At 64.4% G+C, this 15141-nt stretch carries 16 protein-coding genes; 7 read left to right on the top strand and 9 right to left on the bottom strand.

The features are described from left to right. Positions 1-71: 71 nt before the first annotated feature. The 4 genes from V5A38_RS11535 to V5A38_RS11520 form a co-directional block, all read right to left on the bottom strand. Complete coding sequence (locus V5A38_RS11535; protein ID WP_332325913.1) at positions 72-1025, bottom strand: NAD-dependent epimerase/dehydratase family protein; 954 nt, start codon at positions 1023-1025, stop codon at positions 72-74. Beyond that, positions 1018-2511 carry a sugar transferase gene (locus tag V5A38_RS11530; RefSeq protein ID WP_345786285.1) on the bottom strand — a complete coding sequence of 498 codons (1494 nt, stop codon included), beginning with the start codon at positions 2509-2511 and terminating at the stop codon, positions 1018-1020. Before V5A38_RS11530 ends, V5A38_RS11535 begins: the two co-directional genes overlap by 8 nt. Before the next feature lie 119 nt (positions 2512-2630). Next, entirely contained in the window at positions 2631-4610 is a 1980-nt protein-coding gene (locus tag V5A38_RS11525; RefSeq protein ID WP_332325911.1) for an STT3 domain-containing protein, read from the bottom strand. 323 nt (positions 4611-4933) lie between these two features. Beyond that, positions 4934-5770 carry a hypothetical protein gene (locus V5A38_RS11520; RefSeq protein ID WP_332325910.1) on the bottom strand — a complete coding sequence of 279 codons (837 nt, stop codon included), beginning with the start codon at positions 5768-5770 and terminating at the stop codon, positions 4934-4936. 175 nt (positions 5771-5945) lie between these two features. On the opposite strand from V5A38_RS11520, the gene V5A38_RS11515 reads away from it, so the two are divergent. Then, a complete protein-coding gene (locus V5A38_RS11515; RefSeq protein ID WP_332325909.1) occupies positions 5946-6752 on the top strand; it encodes an undecaprenyl-diphosphate phosphatase in 807 nt (268 codons plus the stop codon). A gap of 230 nt (positions 6753-6982) precedes the next feature. Here V5A38_RS11515 and V5A38_RS11510 read toward each other — a convergent pair whose 3' ends face one another. Beyond that, entirely contained in the window at positions 6983-7249 is a 267-nt protein-coding gene (locus V5A38_RS11510) for an elongation factor 1-beta (protein WP_332325908.1), read from the bottom strand. Between the two features lie 2 nt (positions 7250-7251). After that, a complete protein-coding gene (locus tag V5A38_RS11505; RefSeq protein ID WP_332325907.1) occupies positions 7252-7431 on the bottom strand; it encodes an HVO_2753 family zinc finger protein in 180 nt (59 codons plus the stop codon). A 271-nt stretch (positions 7432-7702) separates the two neighbouring features. Between V5A38_RS11505 and V5A38_RS11500 the strand changes: the two genes are divergently transcribed. Then, positions 7703-8356, top strand: a complete 654-nt coding sequence (locus V5A38_RS11500) for a hypothetical protein (protein ID WP_332325906.1) — start codon at positions 7703-7705, stop codon at positions 8354-8356. Continuing rightward, positions 8353-9021, top strand: coding sequence for a hypothetical protein (locus V5A38_RS11495; protein ID WP_332325905.1), 669 nt, complete (start codon positions 8353-8355; stop codon positions 9019-9021). Before V5A38_RS11500 ends, V5A38_RS11495 begins: the two co-directional genes overlap by 4 nt. An 85-nt stretch (positions 9022-9106) precedes the next feature. Here the strand turns inward: V5A38_RS11495 and V5A38_RS11490 are convergent, their stop codons facing one another. Next, positions 9107-9598 (bottom strand): 50S ribosomal protein L11, encoded by a 492-nt coding sequence (locus V5A38_RS11490; RefSeq protein ID WP_332325904.1) that lies wholly within the window; start codon positions 9596-9598, stop codon positions 9107-9109. A 112-nt stretch (positions 9599-9710) separates the two neighbouring features. Between V5A38_RS11490 and V5A38_RS11485 the strand changes: the two genes are divergently transcribed. Both V5A38_RS11485 and crcB read left to right on the top strand, forming a co-directional pair. Further along, entirely contained in the window at positions 9711-10124 is a 414-nt protein-coding gene (locus tag V5A38_RS11485) for a CrcB family protein (protein ID WP_332325903.1), read from the top strand. After that, complete coding sequence (crcB, locus tag V5A38_RS11480; protein ID WP_332325902.1) at positions 10121-10468, top strand: fluoride efflux transporter CrcB; 348 nt, start codon at positions 10121-10123, stop codon at positions 10466-10468. The genes V5A38_RS11485 and crcB overlap by 4 nt, the downstream gene beginning before the upstream one ends. 71 nt (positions 10469-10539) lie before the next feature. On the opposite strand, the gene V5A38_RS11475 is transcribed toward crcB, so the two are convergent. Further along, on the bottom strand, positions 10540-12186 hold the full coding sequence (locus V5A38_RS11475; RefSeq protein ID WP_332325901.1) for an NAD-binding protein: 1647 nt from the start codon (positions 12184-12186) through the stop codon (positions 10540-10542). Positions 12187-12374: 188 nt separating this feature from the next. Next, the gene (locus V5A38_RS11470) at positions 12375-13442 is read right to left on the bottom strand and encodes a M20/M25/M40 family metallo-hydrolase (RefSeq protein WP_332325900.1); all 1068 of its coding nucleotides are present in this window, start codon (positions 13440-13442) and stop codon (positions 12375-12377) included. 144 nt (positions 13443-13586) lie between these two features. Here V5A38_RS11470 and V5A38_RS11465 point away from each other — a divergent pair, with 144 nt between their 5' ends. Both V5A38_RS11465 and V5A38_RS11460 read left to right on the top strand, forming a co-directional pair. Continuing rightward, positions 13587-14111, top strand: a complete 525-nt coding sequence (locus V5A38_RS11465) for a hypothetical protein (protein ID WP_332325899.1) — start codon at positions 13587-13589, stop codon at positions 14109-14111. A gap of 69 nt (positions 14112-14180) precedes the next feature. Then, a partial coding sequence (locus V5A38_RS11460; RefSeq protein WP_332325898.1) for a zinc-dependent metalloprotease occupies positions 14181-15141 on the top strand: 961 nt, incomplete at its 3' end.

Genomic DNA, 15141 nt, shown 5'->3' with positions numbered 1-15141 from the left:
GCGTACGCCCTCCAGTCGTCATCGCGTCCAGACTGGCAGCTACCGTATCCGACGGTTCGAACGAAGGGTGCTCAGGTAGCGTTGTACAGATCCAGCGGGACGTCGGCGGTCAGGGGTGACTCCTCAGCGTTGGCGATGAGTGCAGCGAGACCGTCTCGGAGGCGTACCGTCGGACGATAGTCGAGGCGGTTTCGGATCTTCGAGATGTCGGCGCGGCTTCGCTCGATGTCGCCCTCCCTCTGATCGGTGTGTCGAACCTCCCCGTCAGTGCCAGTCACGTCGCACACGAGGTCCGCCAGCTCTCGGATCGAGACACTCCGCCCAGTACCAACGTTGAACGCCTCGCCCACGTGGGGGGTCGTCGCAGCACGGAGGTTCGCCTGCACGACGTCCCGGACGTGGACGAAGTCCCGGGTCTGGTCGCCTGCGCCGTGAACTGTGATCGGATCGTCTGCGCGGGCTTGCTCCAGAAACACGTCGATGACGCCGCTGTACTCGCCACCCTGACGCGGCCCGTAGACGTTGAAGTACCGAAGTGCGACCGTCTCGACTCCGTAGAGATCATGATAGAGCCGCGCGTAGTGGTCGGCCGTCAGCTTCTCGAGGCCATACGGCGACGTGGGCGTCTTCGGCGCGGGCTCAGCCACGGGAACCGACTCGGGGTGTCCATAGACCGCAGCGCTGGAAGCGAGCACGACCCGCGTATCCTTGTCGCGGGCCACCTCGAGGACGGTCAGCGTCCCGTCGACGTTCACCTGACGGCTCTCGCCCGGGGCCTCGACTGAGCGCTCGACGCTAACGTTGGCGGCCTGGTGAAAGACGACGTCGACCCCGTGCATGGCCCGCGTAACCGTTTCTCGATCGGTCACGTCGCCCTGTATGGCCCGTGCAGCATCCGGCACCCACTCGCGCTTGCCCGTCGAGTAGTCGTCCAGAACGCGCACCTCGTGGTTAGCGACGAGGGCTGTAGCCAGGTGGCTGCCGATGAACCCCGCCCCGCCGGTTACCAGAACGGAGTCAGTCATCGTTCCATCCCTGTTCGTCCTGATCTGACTCCGAGGCGTTGGGCGACGACGGGAAGGCCAGTTGCAGAACGTCCATGGCGACTTGCCACAGCTGACGGCTGAGAATCTTCAGGTCGAACAGGAGCGACTGGTTCCGGATGTAGGTGATGTCGTGTCTGAGTTTCTCCTGCGGGTCGAACCCAGTCGCGTTGTTGATCTGTGCGAGCCCCGTCAGTCCCGGCTTGACGAACCATCGACGTCGCCACGAACCGGCGTTGGACTCCATCTTCCGGTCGAGCGTCGGTCGTTCAGGGCGGGGCCCAACGACAGTCATGTCGCCCTTGAGGATCAACCAGAGCTGTGGAAGTTCATCGAGGTGGGTCTTCCGGAGGATGCGGCCGACACGGGTCACGCGGGGATCGACCTCGCCGGCGTCTTCATCGCTAAGAGTAGCACCCGACCCGGACTCCGCGTCCGTGACCATGCTCCGGAACTTGTAGATCGTGAGTTGCTCGCCGAACACTGCCGTCCGCCGTTGCCGGTACAGAACCGTCCCGTCGCTGTCCAGTTTGATCGCAATGGCGATCGCAACTAACAGAGGTGCAAGCACAATCAGTCCCGCGAATGCGAAGCAGATATCGAACAGTCGTTTGAAGACGTAGTCCTGCCAATCCCATGGCTCGATATCAATGTCGATGAGTTCACCGACACCCGCGTCCGTTGTCAGGACTGCGTCTGCGTGATCTCGGTGGACTTTCGCGCTCACGCCGTGCTCGTAGAGCGTATCAAGCGTCCCGAAAAACTCAGCCCGGTCCGGTCGTGAAAAGGCCAACACGGCGGCGTCGACATCGTACTGCACGAGTACTTCGTCGAGACGCGACAGTCCCCCGAGGCACTCGAGATCGCCCAGCGACTGGTTGACGATCTCGCCGCCGTCCGGAGTGCCGATCGGGGGATTACGTGCGCCGATATCGTCGACGACACTTGACGACGGCGGTGAAACATAGCCGGTGATCGGAATTTCAGTTACATCGAGCACGTTCTGGATCGTCTCAGGATCGCCTCCTACGATGATCCCCCGCCTGACATCGATCCTCGGCCGTTGATGAAGAACCACGAACAACGCCGGAACGAACACCGCCAGCAAACCGGCTGTCAGGACGAGCGTCGTTCGTGGAAGCCGGTAGGTGTAGTCGAAGTACCCGACCGTTGCGAGCGCGAACACCGAGATCGCCACGCGTGATTCGACACTCAAAATTATGTCCAGCAAACGTCTGGGCCGTGGTTTGAACAGCGGAACGAACGCGCCCAGTACGATCACAAGGGAGGTCACGACGGCGACGGTGACATTGCCGTTCGTCATTGTCGTCGCTGGGAGCCGGTTGAACACCGGTACCAGCATCGCGCTTTGCTGGACCATCGGGTGATTGGCCACGAGGACGGCCAGGATCGTGATGGAGGAAACTCCCCCCAGGCTCGCGAGCCGGTACCACAACCTGGATCTCATCAACTACTGCATTAGCGGCCCAGGGGTTTGTTAGAAACCAGTTACTACTGCGGTAGTGCGAAGGTACTCACAGTTAGGAACTCCGAAAAAAGTCTCGACGGACGCGGTGACGCACCGTGTTATGTCACGTCGCCGACCTCGACGGTTCGGGCCTCCGTAACTGTCGCTTCGGGAACCTCGACCTCGGCTTCGGCGATCCGGTAGGTGCCGGACTGGGACACAGTCACCGAGAACGAGCCGGTTTCGTCAGTGGATACCTGACGCTCGTAGGTGAACGTTCTGCCCGGGATCGTCACGTCAGTTTGGACCGAAAGCTCGGTGTTGGCCGGTCCGCGGCCGACGACTGTTGCACCGGGAACGAGTGTGAACACTTTCACGTACCCGTCGTCGCTGGCGTACACGGCGCGATAGTGATCGAGTCCGGGCGTTCCCCCGCGACGGCTGCCCAGACTGCCGTGGAGGCGGCCGTACATTCGGTCCCCGAACGTCCCGCCGAACGGCGCGTCGGCGGTCGTGACGACGAACCCGGTCCGGGAGTGGAGTCGATCGTACCATTCGACGGGAGCCTGCGAGGAGAGAAACGAGTCGTAGTTTTGCTTGGCGAACGCGTACGACTGGGACTCGCCGTTGACGAAGTAGTTGTACATGCGGTTTCGCCCCCAGTTGCTGAAGACGTAGTTGGCCGGATACTCCCAGCTCCGCGCTTCGGCGTACTGTTGCATCCAGCGTGCCGCAGCGTGTTTCCGGTCGTCGATCGTCACTCGCGGATGGATGAGCGCGCTGTACAGTGCGGGAAAAACTGTAAACACAACCCCCAGACTCCCGAGCACGATGGCTCGGCGACGCCCCGGAAGTTCGAGACCACTTGAGGAGGCGGTCCGTTCCGCAGCATCAGTTCCTGTCCCCTGACGAGGCGTCGATGTGTCGCTTTCTGCTGATCTCGACGTGCCGCCGCTCCGGGATGCCCGGGGGAACACAGTCGGTGAGGCAAGCAGGTCCAGCATCGAACAGAGTCCCACGAATCCCAGACCAGCGAAGATAGCGATGAACGGAGCGAGTTCGCCAGTGAATCGTCGCTGGACGATCGACAGTCCGAGAAACGTCCACCCATAGAGGCTCAGTAGCAACCAGCCAGGATCCGCGCGTCGGACCGACTCCCACGCCGACCACACCATCGCAGGGACGGCCAGGAACGGCGTGAACCCGAGCATAATTAACGGGCCGAACACGGGCCCCCCAGTGGCTGTGATCGACTGCATCTCGCCCGCTGTCGCAGGGGATCGAAGGAACGTGAGTCCACGGTCGAGTGCGACAGTGACGGCGGGCACAGCAGTTCGAACTGCCGTGCCGACGAGCGTCAGGCCGAGTACCTCTGCGATGGCCAGCGAGTGTGGCGGAAGATCGAACCGGCCGACCGTGACCACGCCCACGAGGAGGCCGAGACCACCGACCCACAGCAGTGCGGGCGTGACCGCGACGGCGAACGAATGCCACCCGAGTCCGGCGTGGGCGATTCCCGTGACGATCGCGCCGACTGCCAGACCGGCGACGATTGCCACGAACGCCGAGACCTCGTCCCTGTGGGCGGCGAACGGCGCGTAGACGATCAGTCCCAGGGCGAGTGGAATCAGTAGCAGCGGTCCGGCTTCCCAGGCGAGAACCTGTCCGGCCACGCCGGCCCCGAGGAGAGCAACCCCGAGGATCGTCTGCCGAGACCATGGCCAGGCGATGCGGTCGTCCCCGATTAGCCGAATGAACGCGAAAGCGGTCACCGTCAGCCACAGGTAGTCGAACGCGTGATGGTCAGCGAATCCGAGGCCTGTTCGAAAGGCGTGGCCGGGAACAACGGCAAAAAAGACTACGGCCGCGAGCGCGACGCGGGGATCGTCGGAGAGTTCTCTCACCAGTAAGTACACGAGAACCCCTGTCAGAACGGCCGAAACCACCGGGTACCAGGCGAGTATCGTGCCCGTCGTCCAGGGGTGCCCACCGAACAGTTCCGCAACCCACCACAGGGTCGCGGTCAGAAGCGGTTCGCCGTTCGCGGTGATTGACGTGAGCACCCCGAGATCCAGTGGGCCCGTGGCCACGACCGTCATCTGTTCGACAAGATAGCGATAAAAGTACGGGTCGTTCGAAGACAGAACCACATCTCCCTGACGATATACGGCCGGGAACGGCAACAGGCGGATAATCGCCACCAGGCAGAGAGCCGCGACGAGAGCCTTCGTGGTTCGCCGTCTCAGCCGGCGCCTGACCCGATCGATCGCGTCCGCAAGACCGTCGCTCACGGGGCGAACCCCCGCATGGTCACGAGCACACCTCGAAGCGACGAATTCGATACGGGCGAGCGGCAGTCGACCGTGAGGCCGCGAGCGCCGACGAGACCACTATGGGATTTGGGGGGTTGGCCATAGTCCAGTCAGTGTTGTGCCTGCATCTCGTCGGTGAGTTCGATTTCGAACAACCGCGCATTGCAGTCAGTACAGGTAACGGCAGCAACGTCGCGCGAACGGCAGCAAGACTCGACGGTTTCCTGACCAATGGAGACGGGTGCGTCACAAGTGGGACACTGTTCAAGAAACATCCGCAAGGTGTTCACTAGCCTGCTCCGGTTCACGACGTGGTACTGCTCCCAGTCGACGTCCCACTCTCTCAGCGTCTTGTCGGCCGCCAGGTCGGCGATTAGCGCTGCGTCCGACTCCCACTGTCCGACCTGGTTCCCGTCGACTCTCACAATCGCGGCCGTATTGCCGAACTCGTTGACCGCTGCATCGTCATCCAGGTCGAGCAACTCGACGATCTCCTGACGACGGTCGTCCCGATTGCTGTCCTGGAGCGCGGTGATCTGTCGGCGCCATACCGTCTGAAAGCTCGAGTCCAGGCAGAGATCGTCGGCGTGCTCGCACTCGGTGATGACGCCCATTTCGAAGAGAACCTTCGAGACGTCGATGTCCTCTTCCCAGTTCTCGGAGGACATCTCGTGTCCGACGGGGTCTTTGTCGAACCACCGAAGAAGGCGATCTGGGAAGTATCGTTTCGTGAACGTCGGGGTGTAGGGAACCAGATATCCCCGGAAATAGATGACCACCAGGCCCACCAGGAACGCGGCCACACCGAGCGGAAGCGACGCGATCCCCAGGGCGACGCCGGCGATCAGAGCAATGAGGACGTTGACGATCGTACACGGTACACACCGGTTCTCACCGACATACGCTGGTTGATAGAGCCGTTCGATCACTCTTTCCATCGATGACACTGGTAACCCCATTGTTGTCCTGTATTATGAATCCATTCGTCGAAGTGACCAGCGCAGGGGCGACACTCGCCGAGCGATCCGTTTGCTCAGCGTGCTTCGGGATTGGCACCGCCGTCCTCTCGATCTCAAACACAGAAGCAGAACGGTCATACCGCTTGCCCCATCCACCTGCTGTATGGACCGGGAACTCGTCGTTGCCCTCCTCGTCGGCATCCTGCAGGGGGTTTTCGAATGGCTCCCAATCTCCAGTGAGGGGAATATCACCATCGTCCTCTCGGCGCTCGGTCGCTCTCCCGAGGAAGTCGTCGCGTACGCGCTCTTTCTCCATCTCGGGACGGCGCTCTCTGCAACAGTCTACTACCGCCGCGATATCCGGGACGTCCTGACGCTCCTTCCGGAATGGCGTCCGAACAGCGCCTTCGACGGTGACCAGGCCACAGTCACGTTTTTGGCTATCGGGACGTTCGTCTCGGGCCTCGTCGGCGTCGCCGCCTACGTGACGCTCGTCGATGCGTTCTCGAAACTCACCGGCGGCGTGTTCGTCGCCCTCGTCGGCGTACTGTTGCTCCTCACCGGTGGCTTTCAGTACCTGTCGAAGGACCGTTACGGTCAGCACCGAACGCCGACCTGGCTCGACGCCGTTCTGGTTGGCGTCGCACAAGGCATCGCCATCCTGCCAGGGATCTCGCGGTCGGGGATGACGACCGGGACACTCCTCCTGCGTGGCCACGAGGGACCGCAGGCGTTCCGATTCTCGTTTCTCCTTGCGGTCCCGGCCTCGCTCGGCGGTGGCCTGCTTGCCTATCTCGACACCGGCCTCGACATCTCACTCCTCGCTGCAGTAACTGCACTCGGCGCCGCGGCAGTTGTGGGGTACGCGACCATCGGCGCGCTGATGCGCGTCGTCGACGAGCTCCCGTTCTGGAGCGTGTGTCTCGTACTCGGAACGCTCGCAGTTGTCGGCGGGCTACTGGTTTTCTGAGACCGCAGTTCTCGCATTCAATTCGGTCGCGCGTGACCGTTTCGTTCGGGTTCGTCCGGGTCCCGGTGCCGAGAATCGAGTCACCAACACAGCGATAGTCATGGCCGGGAGGATGGCGAGCAGCGTCTTTGGCGTTCCGTCCGAGCGAGAAAGGTGGACGTCGCGAAAGGGACGGCACTTGAATTACGCTGGCGCTACCGACGAAACGAACGCAGAAATCGGCGGCGGCGTTAGAGGCGGCCGACCGACTCGACTGCGATACTCTCGACGCCCTCGACATCGCTGAACGCCTCCTCGACAGCCTCGGTGCCGCCGGCGTCGTCGGGGACGATGACGGTCGGGAGCAGTGCGACCAGCCCGAACGCGACGTCGTCGCGCTGGAACCCACGAATCTCGGCGCCCTCGGGGAGCGCGGCCTCGAGGCGCTCCTCGAGCGCATCGAGATCGATCTCGGGGCTCTGGGGCATCACCTTCAGCTTCGCGGCAACGTCACCCATCGTCAGGGCCCCCTGAACCCGCAGTCCGGGCACTCATAGAGGTTGCTCTGCTTCCGGCATTTCGCACAGCGGAAGATGACGGTGCCACAGTCCGGGCACTTGAAGCGCGCCGCGTTGGTTCCCGTGACGGAGATGCCACAGGAGACACAGGAGCGCTCCTGTCGAGTTCTGGCCTCGCTCATGTAGAGGGGACCGAGCGCGCGAGGTTTAACGATTCCCTTCCCCGTCTGTCACCCGGTCGGGCGCGGACTGGTCCGTTCCCGGCGACGTCCCAGAGCCGGCCCTCTGGCCACAGCTCACCGAGATGCGGAGGAGCGATCCGTCGATACCGAGTGCGAGCCGGCCGAAGCCATCGGACGTCCGATGGTTTGTTACCCGAAGAACTGCGATGGGACCAACGGTGACCGAGCGCGGAGCCGAACTGTTTTGCCAACGCCCGCGGACAGAGCGACCATGAAGAGTTTGGGACTGCGAGTCGTCGAAGACGAGCGGCGCAACGCCCTCGTGGCCTGGGCCGTCGTCGGCTTCCTCGCTGTCGCCGCCGTCGCCGAACTACTGGTTGGGGGGCCGCTGTGGGCGGGGTTCGTTCTCGTGGTGGTCGGGCTGGCGATCGCGCCGCCGATCGCGGCTCGTGACCGTCTCGCGATGCTTCCCTGGGAGTTGCTCACGCTGGCGGCGCTCCCAGTCGTCGGGCGCACCATCGTTGCCGGACAGACGGTCGTGCGAATAACCCTGACCGGCAGGGTGACGACGTATCTCGCTGTCGCCGCCGTCGCGCTCGTCATCGCCGTCGAACTCGACCTGTTCACCAGCGTGCGGATGAACGACCGCTTTGCAGTGCTGTTCGTCGTCGTCGCCACGATGGCCGCCGCGGGCATCTGGGCGGTCGCTCAGTGGCTCTCGGATATCTATCTCGGCACGATGTTCCTCTACGGCCGTGGCCCTGAGCACGTCATCGAAGAGACGCTGATGTGGGATTTCGTCGCCGCAACCGTCGCGGGCGTGCTCGGTGGCGCGCTGTTCGAGTTCTACTTCCGCCGGCGCGCCGACGCCGAAACCAGGCTCCCCGACCAACTGGTGGATATGGCCGATAGAGAGAACCAATGAGAATCCGCGATATCCTCGGGGTGAGCGAACGGAACCAACGCCGGGCCACCCGCGGGATGCAGGTAGCGCTCATCGGGTTCGTCGCGATCGGCCTCGAACGCGGGAGCATCGGCATCATCGTCAACGCCAGCCTCGGACTCGGGGTGACGTATCTGCCGGCGATACTCGAAGAGGACTACGGCATCCCCATCGATCCAGCGCTGGCGCTCTGGATCACCACCGCCGTCTTCCTCCACGGCTTCGGCACCGTTGGCCTGCCGGGGTCGCCGCTCAGCCCCTACCGCTCCATTGGGTGGTGGGACCACCTCACCCATATGCTCTCGGCGAGCATCGTCGCCGCCGCGGGCTACACGACCGTCCGCGCGCTCGACAACCACACCGACGCCGTGCAGTTCCCTTCGGAGTTCGTCTTCGTGTTCATCCTCCTGTTTACCGTCGCCTTCGGCGTGTTCTGGGAGGTCATCGAGTTCGCCCTCGGCCGGCTGGCCGCGATGGCCGGCACCGGAACCGTGCTCACCCAGTACGGTCTCGACGACACGATGAAGGACTTACTGTTCGACACGATCGGCGGCATCATCGTCGCGATCTGGGGAACGGCGTATCTTTCGGACGTGGCGGGTGCGCTCACGGCGAAGTTCGACGCGCGGGCGGAGAACGGCAAGTGACGGTGGAGGGGACGTCCCAGCCATCCGCCACCGCGGCGCTCTCGTTACGGAAACAACAAATCGCTGATAAAAATGGGAGCAGCCGTCAGGCCGCCGCGGCTTCCTCGGCGAACTGGTCGTCGTACTCGCCGGACGCCATGCGCTGTTTGAACGTTCGGGCGTCCTCGCCGTCGATGGTGACGCCGAGTGTGACGCAGGTGCCCGCGACCTCTTTGGCAGCGTTGCGGATGTCGTAGGAGAGCAGGTCGGAGGATTTCTGCTCGGCAATCTTCTTCAACTGCTCGATACTGAGGTCGGCGACGAAGTTCTCCTGGGGCTCGCCCGAGCCCGTGTCGAAGTCGGCTTCGTCCTTGATGAGTTCCGCCGTCGGCGGAACACCAACTTCGATGGTGAAGGAGCCGTCGTCGTCGTACTCGATCGTGACGGGGACCTCCATTCCGTCGAACGCGTCTGTCTGCTCGTTGATCTCCTGGACGACCGCCTGCACGTCGACGGGCGTCGGACCAAGCTCGGGACCCAGCGGCGGGCCAGGGTCGGCCTCACCGCCAGCGACGAGCACTTCGATAGTTCCAGCCATACGGTAGATGTGCCCGGCACGCCGTTTAACGGTTTTCTTTCGGGGGCCACCCAGTCACCGGTCCACAGCCGGGAACGATAGCGATAAACCCGGTCCGCGGGCAGTAGCCGCTGTGTCGACGACCCGCTCCCGAACGCTCACGCTCGTCGCAGTCGGGGGGTTCGCCGGGGCGAACGCGCGCTGGGCGCTCGGCGTCGTACTCACGCGCCTCTTCGGCGCTGGCGCCGCAGTCAGCCTCCTCCCGACCCTCGCGGCAAACGTCACCGGCGCGTTCGCGCTCGGTGTCGTGCTGACCGTCGCCGCATCGGGCCGACTCCGGGAGCCGACGAAAGCCATCGCCGCCACCGGGTTTCTCTCCTCGTACACCACCTACTCCACGTTCGCCGTCGAATCGGCGCTGGCTGGCACGCCCGCCCTCCTCGCGGGGAACGTCATCGCCAACTACGCGCTCGGCTTCGCCGGGGCCATCGTGGGTCGTCTCGTCGCCAGACGGCTGCTCGACTCGTCGGGAGGTGCAGCAGCGTGACAGTCGCCCCCGTGCTTGTCGGACTCGGCGGCGCGCTCGGCGCCGTCGCGCGCTATGGCGTCGGTGAACTGGTCGAAACGGACGGGCTCCCCATCGCGACGTTCGCAGTGAACGTGCTCGGGACGTTCGTCCTCGGCCTCCTCACCTTCGCCGGCGCCGACGACGAGATACTCCTGCTGGTCGGCACCGGCGCCTGCGGCGCGTTCACGACGTTCTCCTCCTTTTCAGTCGGGACGGTCGAGGCGTGGGAGCGCGGCGACCGATGGCTGGCGGTGGGATACGCGCTTGGGACACTAATTGGGGCCGGAGTGGCGTTACTGCTGGCGTGGCTACTGGGTAGGTGAATACAGAGCGTGAACTCAGTACGACGACGTCAGTTAGTCACCTCGATCACGCTGACCAACTGCGTAGTCGGTCAGTTGGTGCCGGACTGGAACTCCTGCTCGAAGACGTTGATCGCCTCGTCGGTCCCGACAACGACGAGTACGTCCCCGGACTGGATTGTCGTGTCCGGTCCGATGTCGGTGACGACGTCCTCCTCGCGCTCGATTGCGACCACCGTACACCCGGTTCGGCCCCGTATGTTTACCTCCCCGATACTCCGTCCATCGAGCGCCGGCACCTGTTGACGGATGGTTTCGACCTGCTGCTCCAGCGACAGCACGTCACGATTCCCCAGAAGCTGTGAGGCCGCCATCCGACCGGTTACCCTCGCCAGCGACAGAACGTAGTCGCCCCCGGCGCGATACGTCTTCGAGATGTTCGCCTGCTCCTCCACCCTGGCGAGGATCTGTGTTTCGGGTGCCAGGTCACGGATCACGAGCGTGGCAAACTCCGTCGTGGTGTCGTCGGGCAACGCGAGAACGACGGTTTCGGCCTCCTCGACGCCGGCTGCGGCGAGCGTCTCCGGGTCGGTTGCGTCACCGACCACGTCGACACCGTCGATATCCTCCTGGTCGATGACCGTACACGGAAGGCCGGCCTCGTCAAGCTCGGCGGAAACGGCCTGGCCGACCTGTCCGTATCCGGCAATGACCGTCCCGCCGGCTTCGAAGCCACGAACCGATGTTTGTGTCATCTCGGCGAGCTGTTCCAGCTGATCGGCGCGGCCGGAGACGAGCAGGATGCTCCCCTCCACTAGCTCCGTGTCGGGGGGCGGTGCAGGGATAAACTCGCCGTGGACCCAGACCCCTATTACGTTGGCCCCCGACTGCTCCCCGATTCCGCTGCTGGCCAGCGTCAGCCCCGCGAGGCGACTGCCGTGTCGGATCGAGATCTCCGCAAGCTGCAGGTGATTCTCGATCTCGACCGCGTCGATCATCCCCGTTCGCGCGGCTGTGGTTACCTTCGTGGCGAGGCTCTGTCCCAGCAACGACCGGGGAGAGAGGACGGTGTCAGCCCCGGCCAACCGGTGGTACGTCCCCGCGTCCGGGTTCTCGACGACACTGATGACGGGCACGTCGTCGGTGAGTTCCTTTGCAGCCAGGACGATGCTCGCGTCGACCTGGTCGGACAGGTCCGCAAATAGGGCACGGGCTGAAGACAGGCGGGCAGCATCCAGCCCGTCCGCCGATTGGGGATCTGCCCGAATGACACGCTTTCCGGATTCGTACAGCTCCTCCGCCCGTTCACGGTCGGATTCGACGATGACATACGGGACGTCGTTGGCCTCAAGTTCCCGAATGAGCTCGTCTGCGCGTGTCGTGTCCGAACAGATCACGACGTGGTCGGTGACGACCGTCTCCAGCTCCTGTGGGGCCGTCGTGGACAGCGCGCTCTCCACGAGCGGTGCCACGAACACCGGCAGCGCGCCGACGAGGAGGACCATCCCGAGCAGGTCGGTCACGGTGATGAACGCCTGCATCTCCGCACTGTTCCACGGTGCGTCCCCGCCGAACCCGGTCGTGGTGAACATCTCGACGGCAAACTGAAGCGAATCGAGAAACGTGCGCGGTCGTCCCTCGTACACCCGCATGCCGGTCTGATACCCCGTCGCGGTCAGTACGATCGCCGTGGTCAGAAGGACGAGGTATCCGAGAGCGCGTCGTTTCCAGGTCTGCATAGCTGTGAGTGGTGGATATCGGAGATAAACGTATGTGACTTATTATCTCCCTCGGCTGTTCCCGCCGGTTGAACCACTGATAGCAAAGATCTGATAGCCGGGAAACGCAGGCGGTGTCAGTTACCCACGACTGAAGCGGCTTGTCAGTGAACCCCCCTTCTGCCGTCGAAATGACGGAGGCGTGGTAATCAGATATCCACACCAAACGGCGCGTGCTCGGCGGCACGCTCGGCCATCCCAGCACACAGCTCAGCAACCGCGTCCAGGTCCGCCGTATCGATCAGCTCGACCGGCGTGTGCATGTAGCGGTTCGGGACGCCGATGTTCAGCGACGGAATCCCCGAGCGCTCGGTGAACACGCCGTCTGCATCAGTCCCCGTCCGGCTCCCGGCGGCCTGGAACTGGTGGTCGATCTCGTCGGCCTCACCGGCCTCGCGGGCCAAGGCAACCAGTCCGGGGTGGTTCGCGCTCCCCCGGCCGACCACCGGGCCGTCGCTGAGTTCGACCGGGCCGCGTGCGGAGGACGCCACGTCCGGGTTGTCGGTCGCGTGGGTCACGTCGACAGCGACGAAGGCGTCCGGATCGAGGTCGTAACCCACCATCTGGGCACCGTTCAGGCCGACCTCCTCCTGGACCGTCGACACTGCCACGACCGTCGCGTCGGCGCCGGCTTCAGACGCCCGGCGGAGCGTCTCAGCGGCGACCCATGTCCCGACGCGGTTGTCCATGCCGCGGGCCGCAACGCGGCTGCCTTTGAGCTCCTGCACGCCCGAGGAGAACGTCGCGGGATCGCCGATCTCGACCAGTTCCTCGGCGTCCTCGTCCTCGACGGCGCCGATATCGACGAACTGCTCGCCGATGTCCTCGTACTCCTCATCCTGGCCCTCGCGCAGGTGGATGGCGGTCTGGCCGATAACCCCCTGCACGGGGCCCTCATCAGTGTGGATACTCACGTGCTGGCCCTTCGAAACGGTGCGGTCCGAGCCACCGACGCGGGCGATACGGAGGAAGCCGTCGTCGGTGATGTCGCGGACGATGAACCCAATCTCGTCGGCGTGGCCGCCGACCGCGAACTCCGTGTCGTCGCCCTGGTCGCCGTCGTGAATCGCGACCGCGTTGCCGTACGCGTCGGTTTCGACTCGGTCGGCGAACTCCGAGACGTAGTCGACCCAGACTCGCTGGCCGCGCGTCTCGAAACCGGACGGACTCGGCGTCGTCAGCAATGCGTCGAGGAACTCCCGCTGAGCGGTCTGCATGCCCAGTCATTCAGCAGCCTGGAGTATCAGTCCGGCGGTCCTGGTAACGGCCCCGTCGTCGGCAACCCAGCCACTCTGTTTGCCGGAACCTCCGGCGCCGGCACTGCCACAACGGCTATGGTTCACCTCCACGAACGAACAGGTATGTCCGAAAAGAAGCTCTCCCTGTTCGAACTGCATTTCCACGACACTGTCCAGTTCGGCCCGCGAACCATCGACGGCCTCGGCGGCAGTCGCGACGAGGAAGCGATCGACGAGACAGGCGATAGCGCCACCGACACCGGCGACTCAGCAGCTACCGGTGAGGAGCAGCCCGACGAGTCACAGACTGACGACGGCGGGCGTTCCGTCGTCCGCCCGCTCGTCGGCCTCGGCATGCTCGCCGCGGCGGCCTACGTCGTGCGAAAGCTGCTCAGCGGCGAGCCGAACGGGCTCGACGCGCTGGACGAGATCGAAACCGGCGCCGAGGACGCCGACAGTGAAGACATCGACAGCGAGGAGGCCGTCTCCATCGAAGTGACGAGCGGCGAGGAGTCTCCCTCGGGTCCCAACGGACTGGTAGCTGCCGCCATCGTCGCCCTGCTGGTCGTGCTCGCGCTCGTGGCCCGAAAGCTGTTGGCCGACACGGCCGAGGAAATCGAGGCCCCGGACGAACTGGCCGAGGAGTAGCGCCGCAGTCAGTCGTCGTCGGGCGACCACGGAACGAGGGTTTTTGTCGCCGCCGCGCCAACAGTCTATATGGATCTCTTCCGCAGCGTCGACGCCGTCGTCTCCGCATCCGGCGATGGCGCCGTCGACTGGGACGCCGTCGCCGACGCGGCGAAAGCCGGGACGAACCCCGGGTCGCTCGATCTCGCGGCCGCCGACCGCGAGGGGTATGCAGCCGACGTCCGCGACGCCCGCACGCGCATCCGCGAGGTCGGCGGCGTCGAGTTCGACGTGCCCAAGACCGTGGAACTCCAGAACCGCCATCACTGGATCGACGCCAACATCGACACGTTCCGGCGTCTCATCGAACCGCTATCCGAGGAGTTCGGCCAGCCGCTGTTCCCCGGCGCGACCCGCGTCGCCAACACCGGCTCGATGACGTTCTCGCTGGCGTTCCTCGCCCGCCACGTGCTCGGGCAGTACGACCCGCTGCTGCTCGCCGAGGGGCAGGGTGGCCCGGACCACGCGCTCTACTTCGTCCATCCGAACATCCAGGACACCGCCGCGGAACTGGGCGTCGACTACCCCCGGTTCCGTCGCTGGATCGCGTTCCACGAAGTGACCCACGCCGCGGAGTTCGGCACCGCGGACTGGCTCTCGGGCTATCTGGAAACGCGAATGCAGTCGACCATCACGGAGCTCTCGAGCGGCGGGCTAGATCGTGAGAGCTTCACCGAACTCGACGCCGCGATGACCGCCGTCGAGGGGTACGCCGAGCTGCTGATGGATCGCGCGTTCGACGAGGAGTACGACGACCTGCGACGGAAAGTCGACGCCCGCCGCCAGGGTGGTGGGCCCGTCGCACAGCTCATCCGGCGGATGCTGGGCCTCGGGTTGAAGCGCCGCCAGTACGAACGCGGCGCCGCTTTCTTCCACGAGGTGACTGACACGCGTGGCCTCGACACCGCCGCGAAAGTGTGGGAACGCCCGGAGAACCTCCCGACCGGTGCCGAGCTGGACGAGCCCCGACGCTGGCTGGCCCGAATCGAGT

This window comes from Halolamina sp. (genome assembly GCF_036626355.1).
Lineage (GTDB): Archaea > Halobacteriota > Halobacteria > Halobacteriales > Haloferacaceae > Halolamina.
Note: the sequence above shows the minus strand (reverse complement) of the source record. Positions and strands in the feature narration are given on the sequence as shown.

Coding starts and splice junctions, on each gene's coding strand:
- V5A38_RS11535 (WP_332325913.1), bottom strand. CDS start 1,025: ATGACTGACTCCGTTCTGGTAACCGGCGGGGCGGGGTTCATCGGCAGC.
- V5A38_RS11530 (WP_345786285.1), bottom strand. CDS start 2,511: ATGAGATCCAGGTTGTGGTACCGGCTCGCGAGCCTGGGGGGAGTTTCC.
- V5A38_RS11525 (WP_332325911.1), bottom strand. CDS start 4,610: ATGACGGTCGTGGCCACGGGCCCACTGGATCTCGGGGTGCTCACGTCA.
- V5A38_RS11515 (WP_332325909.1), top strand. CDS start 5,946: ATGGACCGGGAACTCGTCGTTGCCCTCCTCGTCGGCATCCTGCAGGGG.
- V5A38_RS11510 (WP_332325908.1), bottom strand. CDS start 7,249: ATGGGTGACGTTGCCGCGAAGCTGAAGGTGATGCCCCAGAGCCCCGAG.
- V5A38_RS11505 (WP_332325907.1), bottom strand. CDS start 7,431: ATGAGCGAGGCCAGAACTCGACAGGAGCGCTCCTGTGTCTCCTGTGGC.
- V5A38_RS11500 (WP_332325906.1), top strand. CDS start 7,703: ATGAAGAGTTTGGGACTGCGAGTCGTCGAAGACGAGCGGCGCAACGCC.
- V5A38_RS11495 (WP_332325905.1), top strand. CDS start 8,353: ATGAGAATCCGCGATATCCTCGGGGTGAGCGAACGGAACCAACGCCGG.
- V5A38_RS11490 (WP_332325904.1), bottom strand. CDS start 9,598: ATGGCTGGAACTATCGAAGTGCTCGTCGCTGGCGGTGAGGCCGACCCT.
- V5A38_RS11475 (WP_332325901.1), bottom strand. CDS start 12,186: ATGCAGACCTGGAAACGACGCGCTCTCGGATACCTCGTCCTTCTGACC.
- V5A38_RS11470 (WP_332325900.1), bottom strand. CDS start 13,442: ATGCAGACCGCTCAGCGGGAGTTCCTCGACGCATTGCTGACGACGCCG.
- V5A38_RS11465 (WP_332325899.1), top strand. CDS start 13,587: ATGTCCGAAAAGAAGCTCTCCCTGTTCGAACTGCATTTCCACGACACT.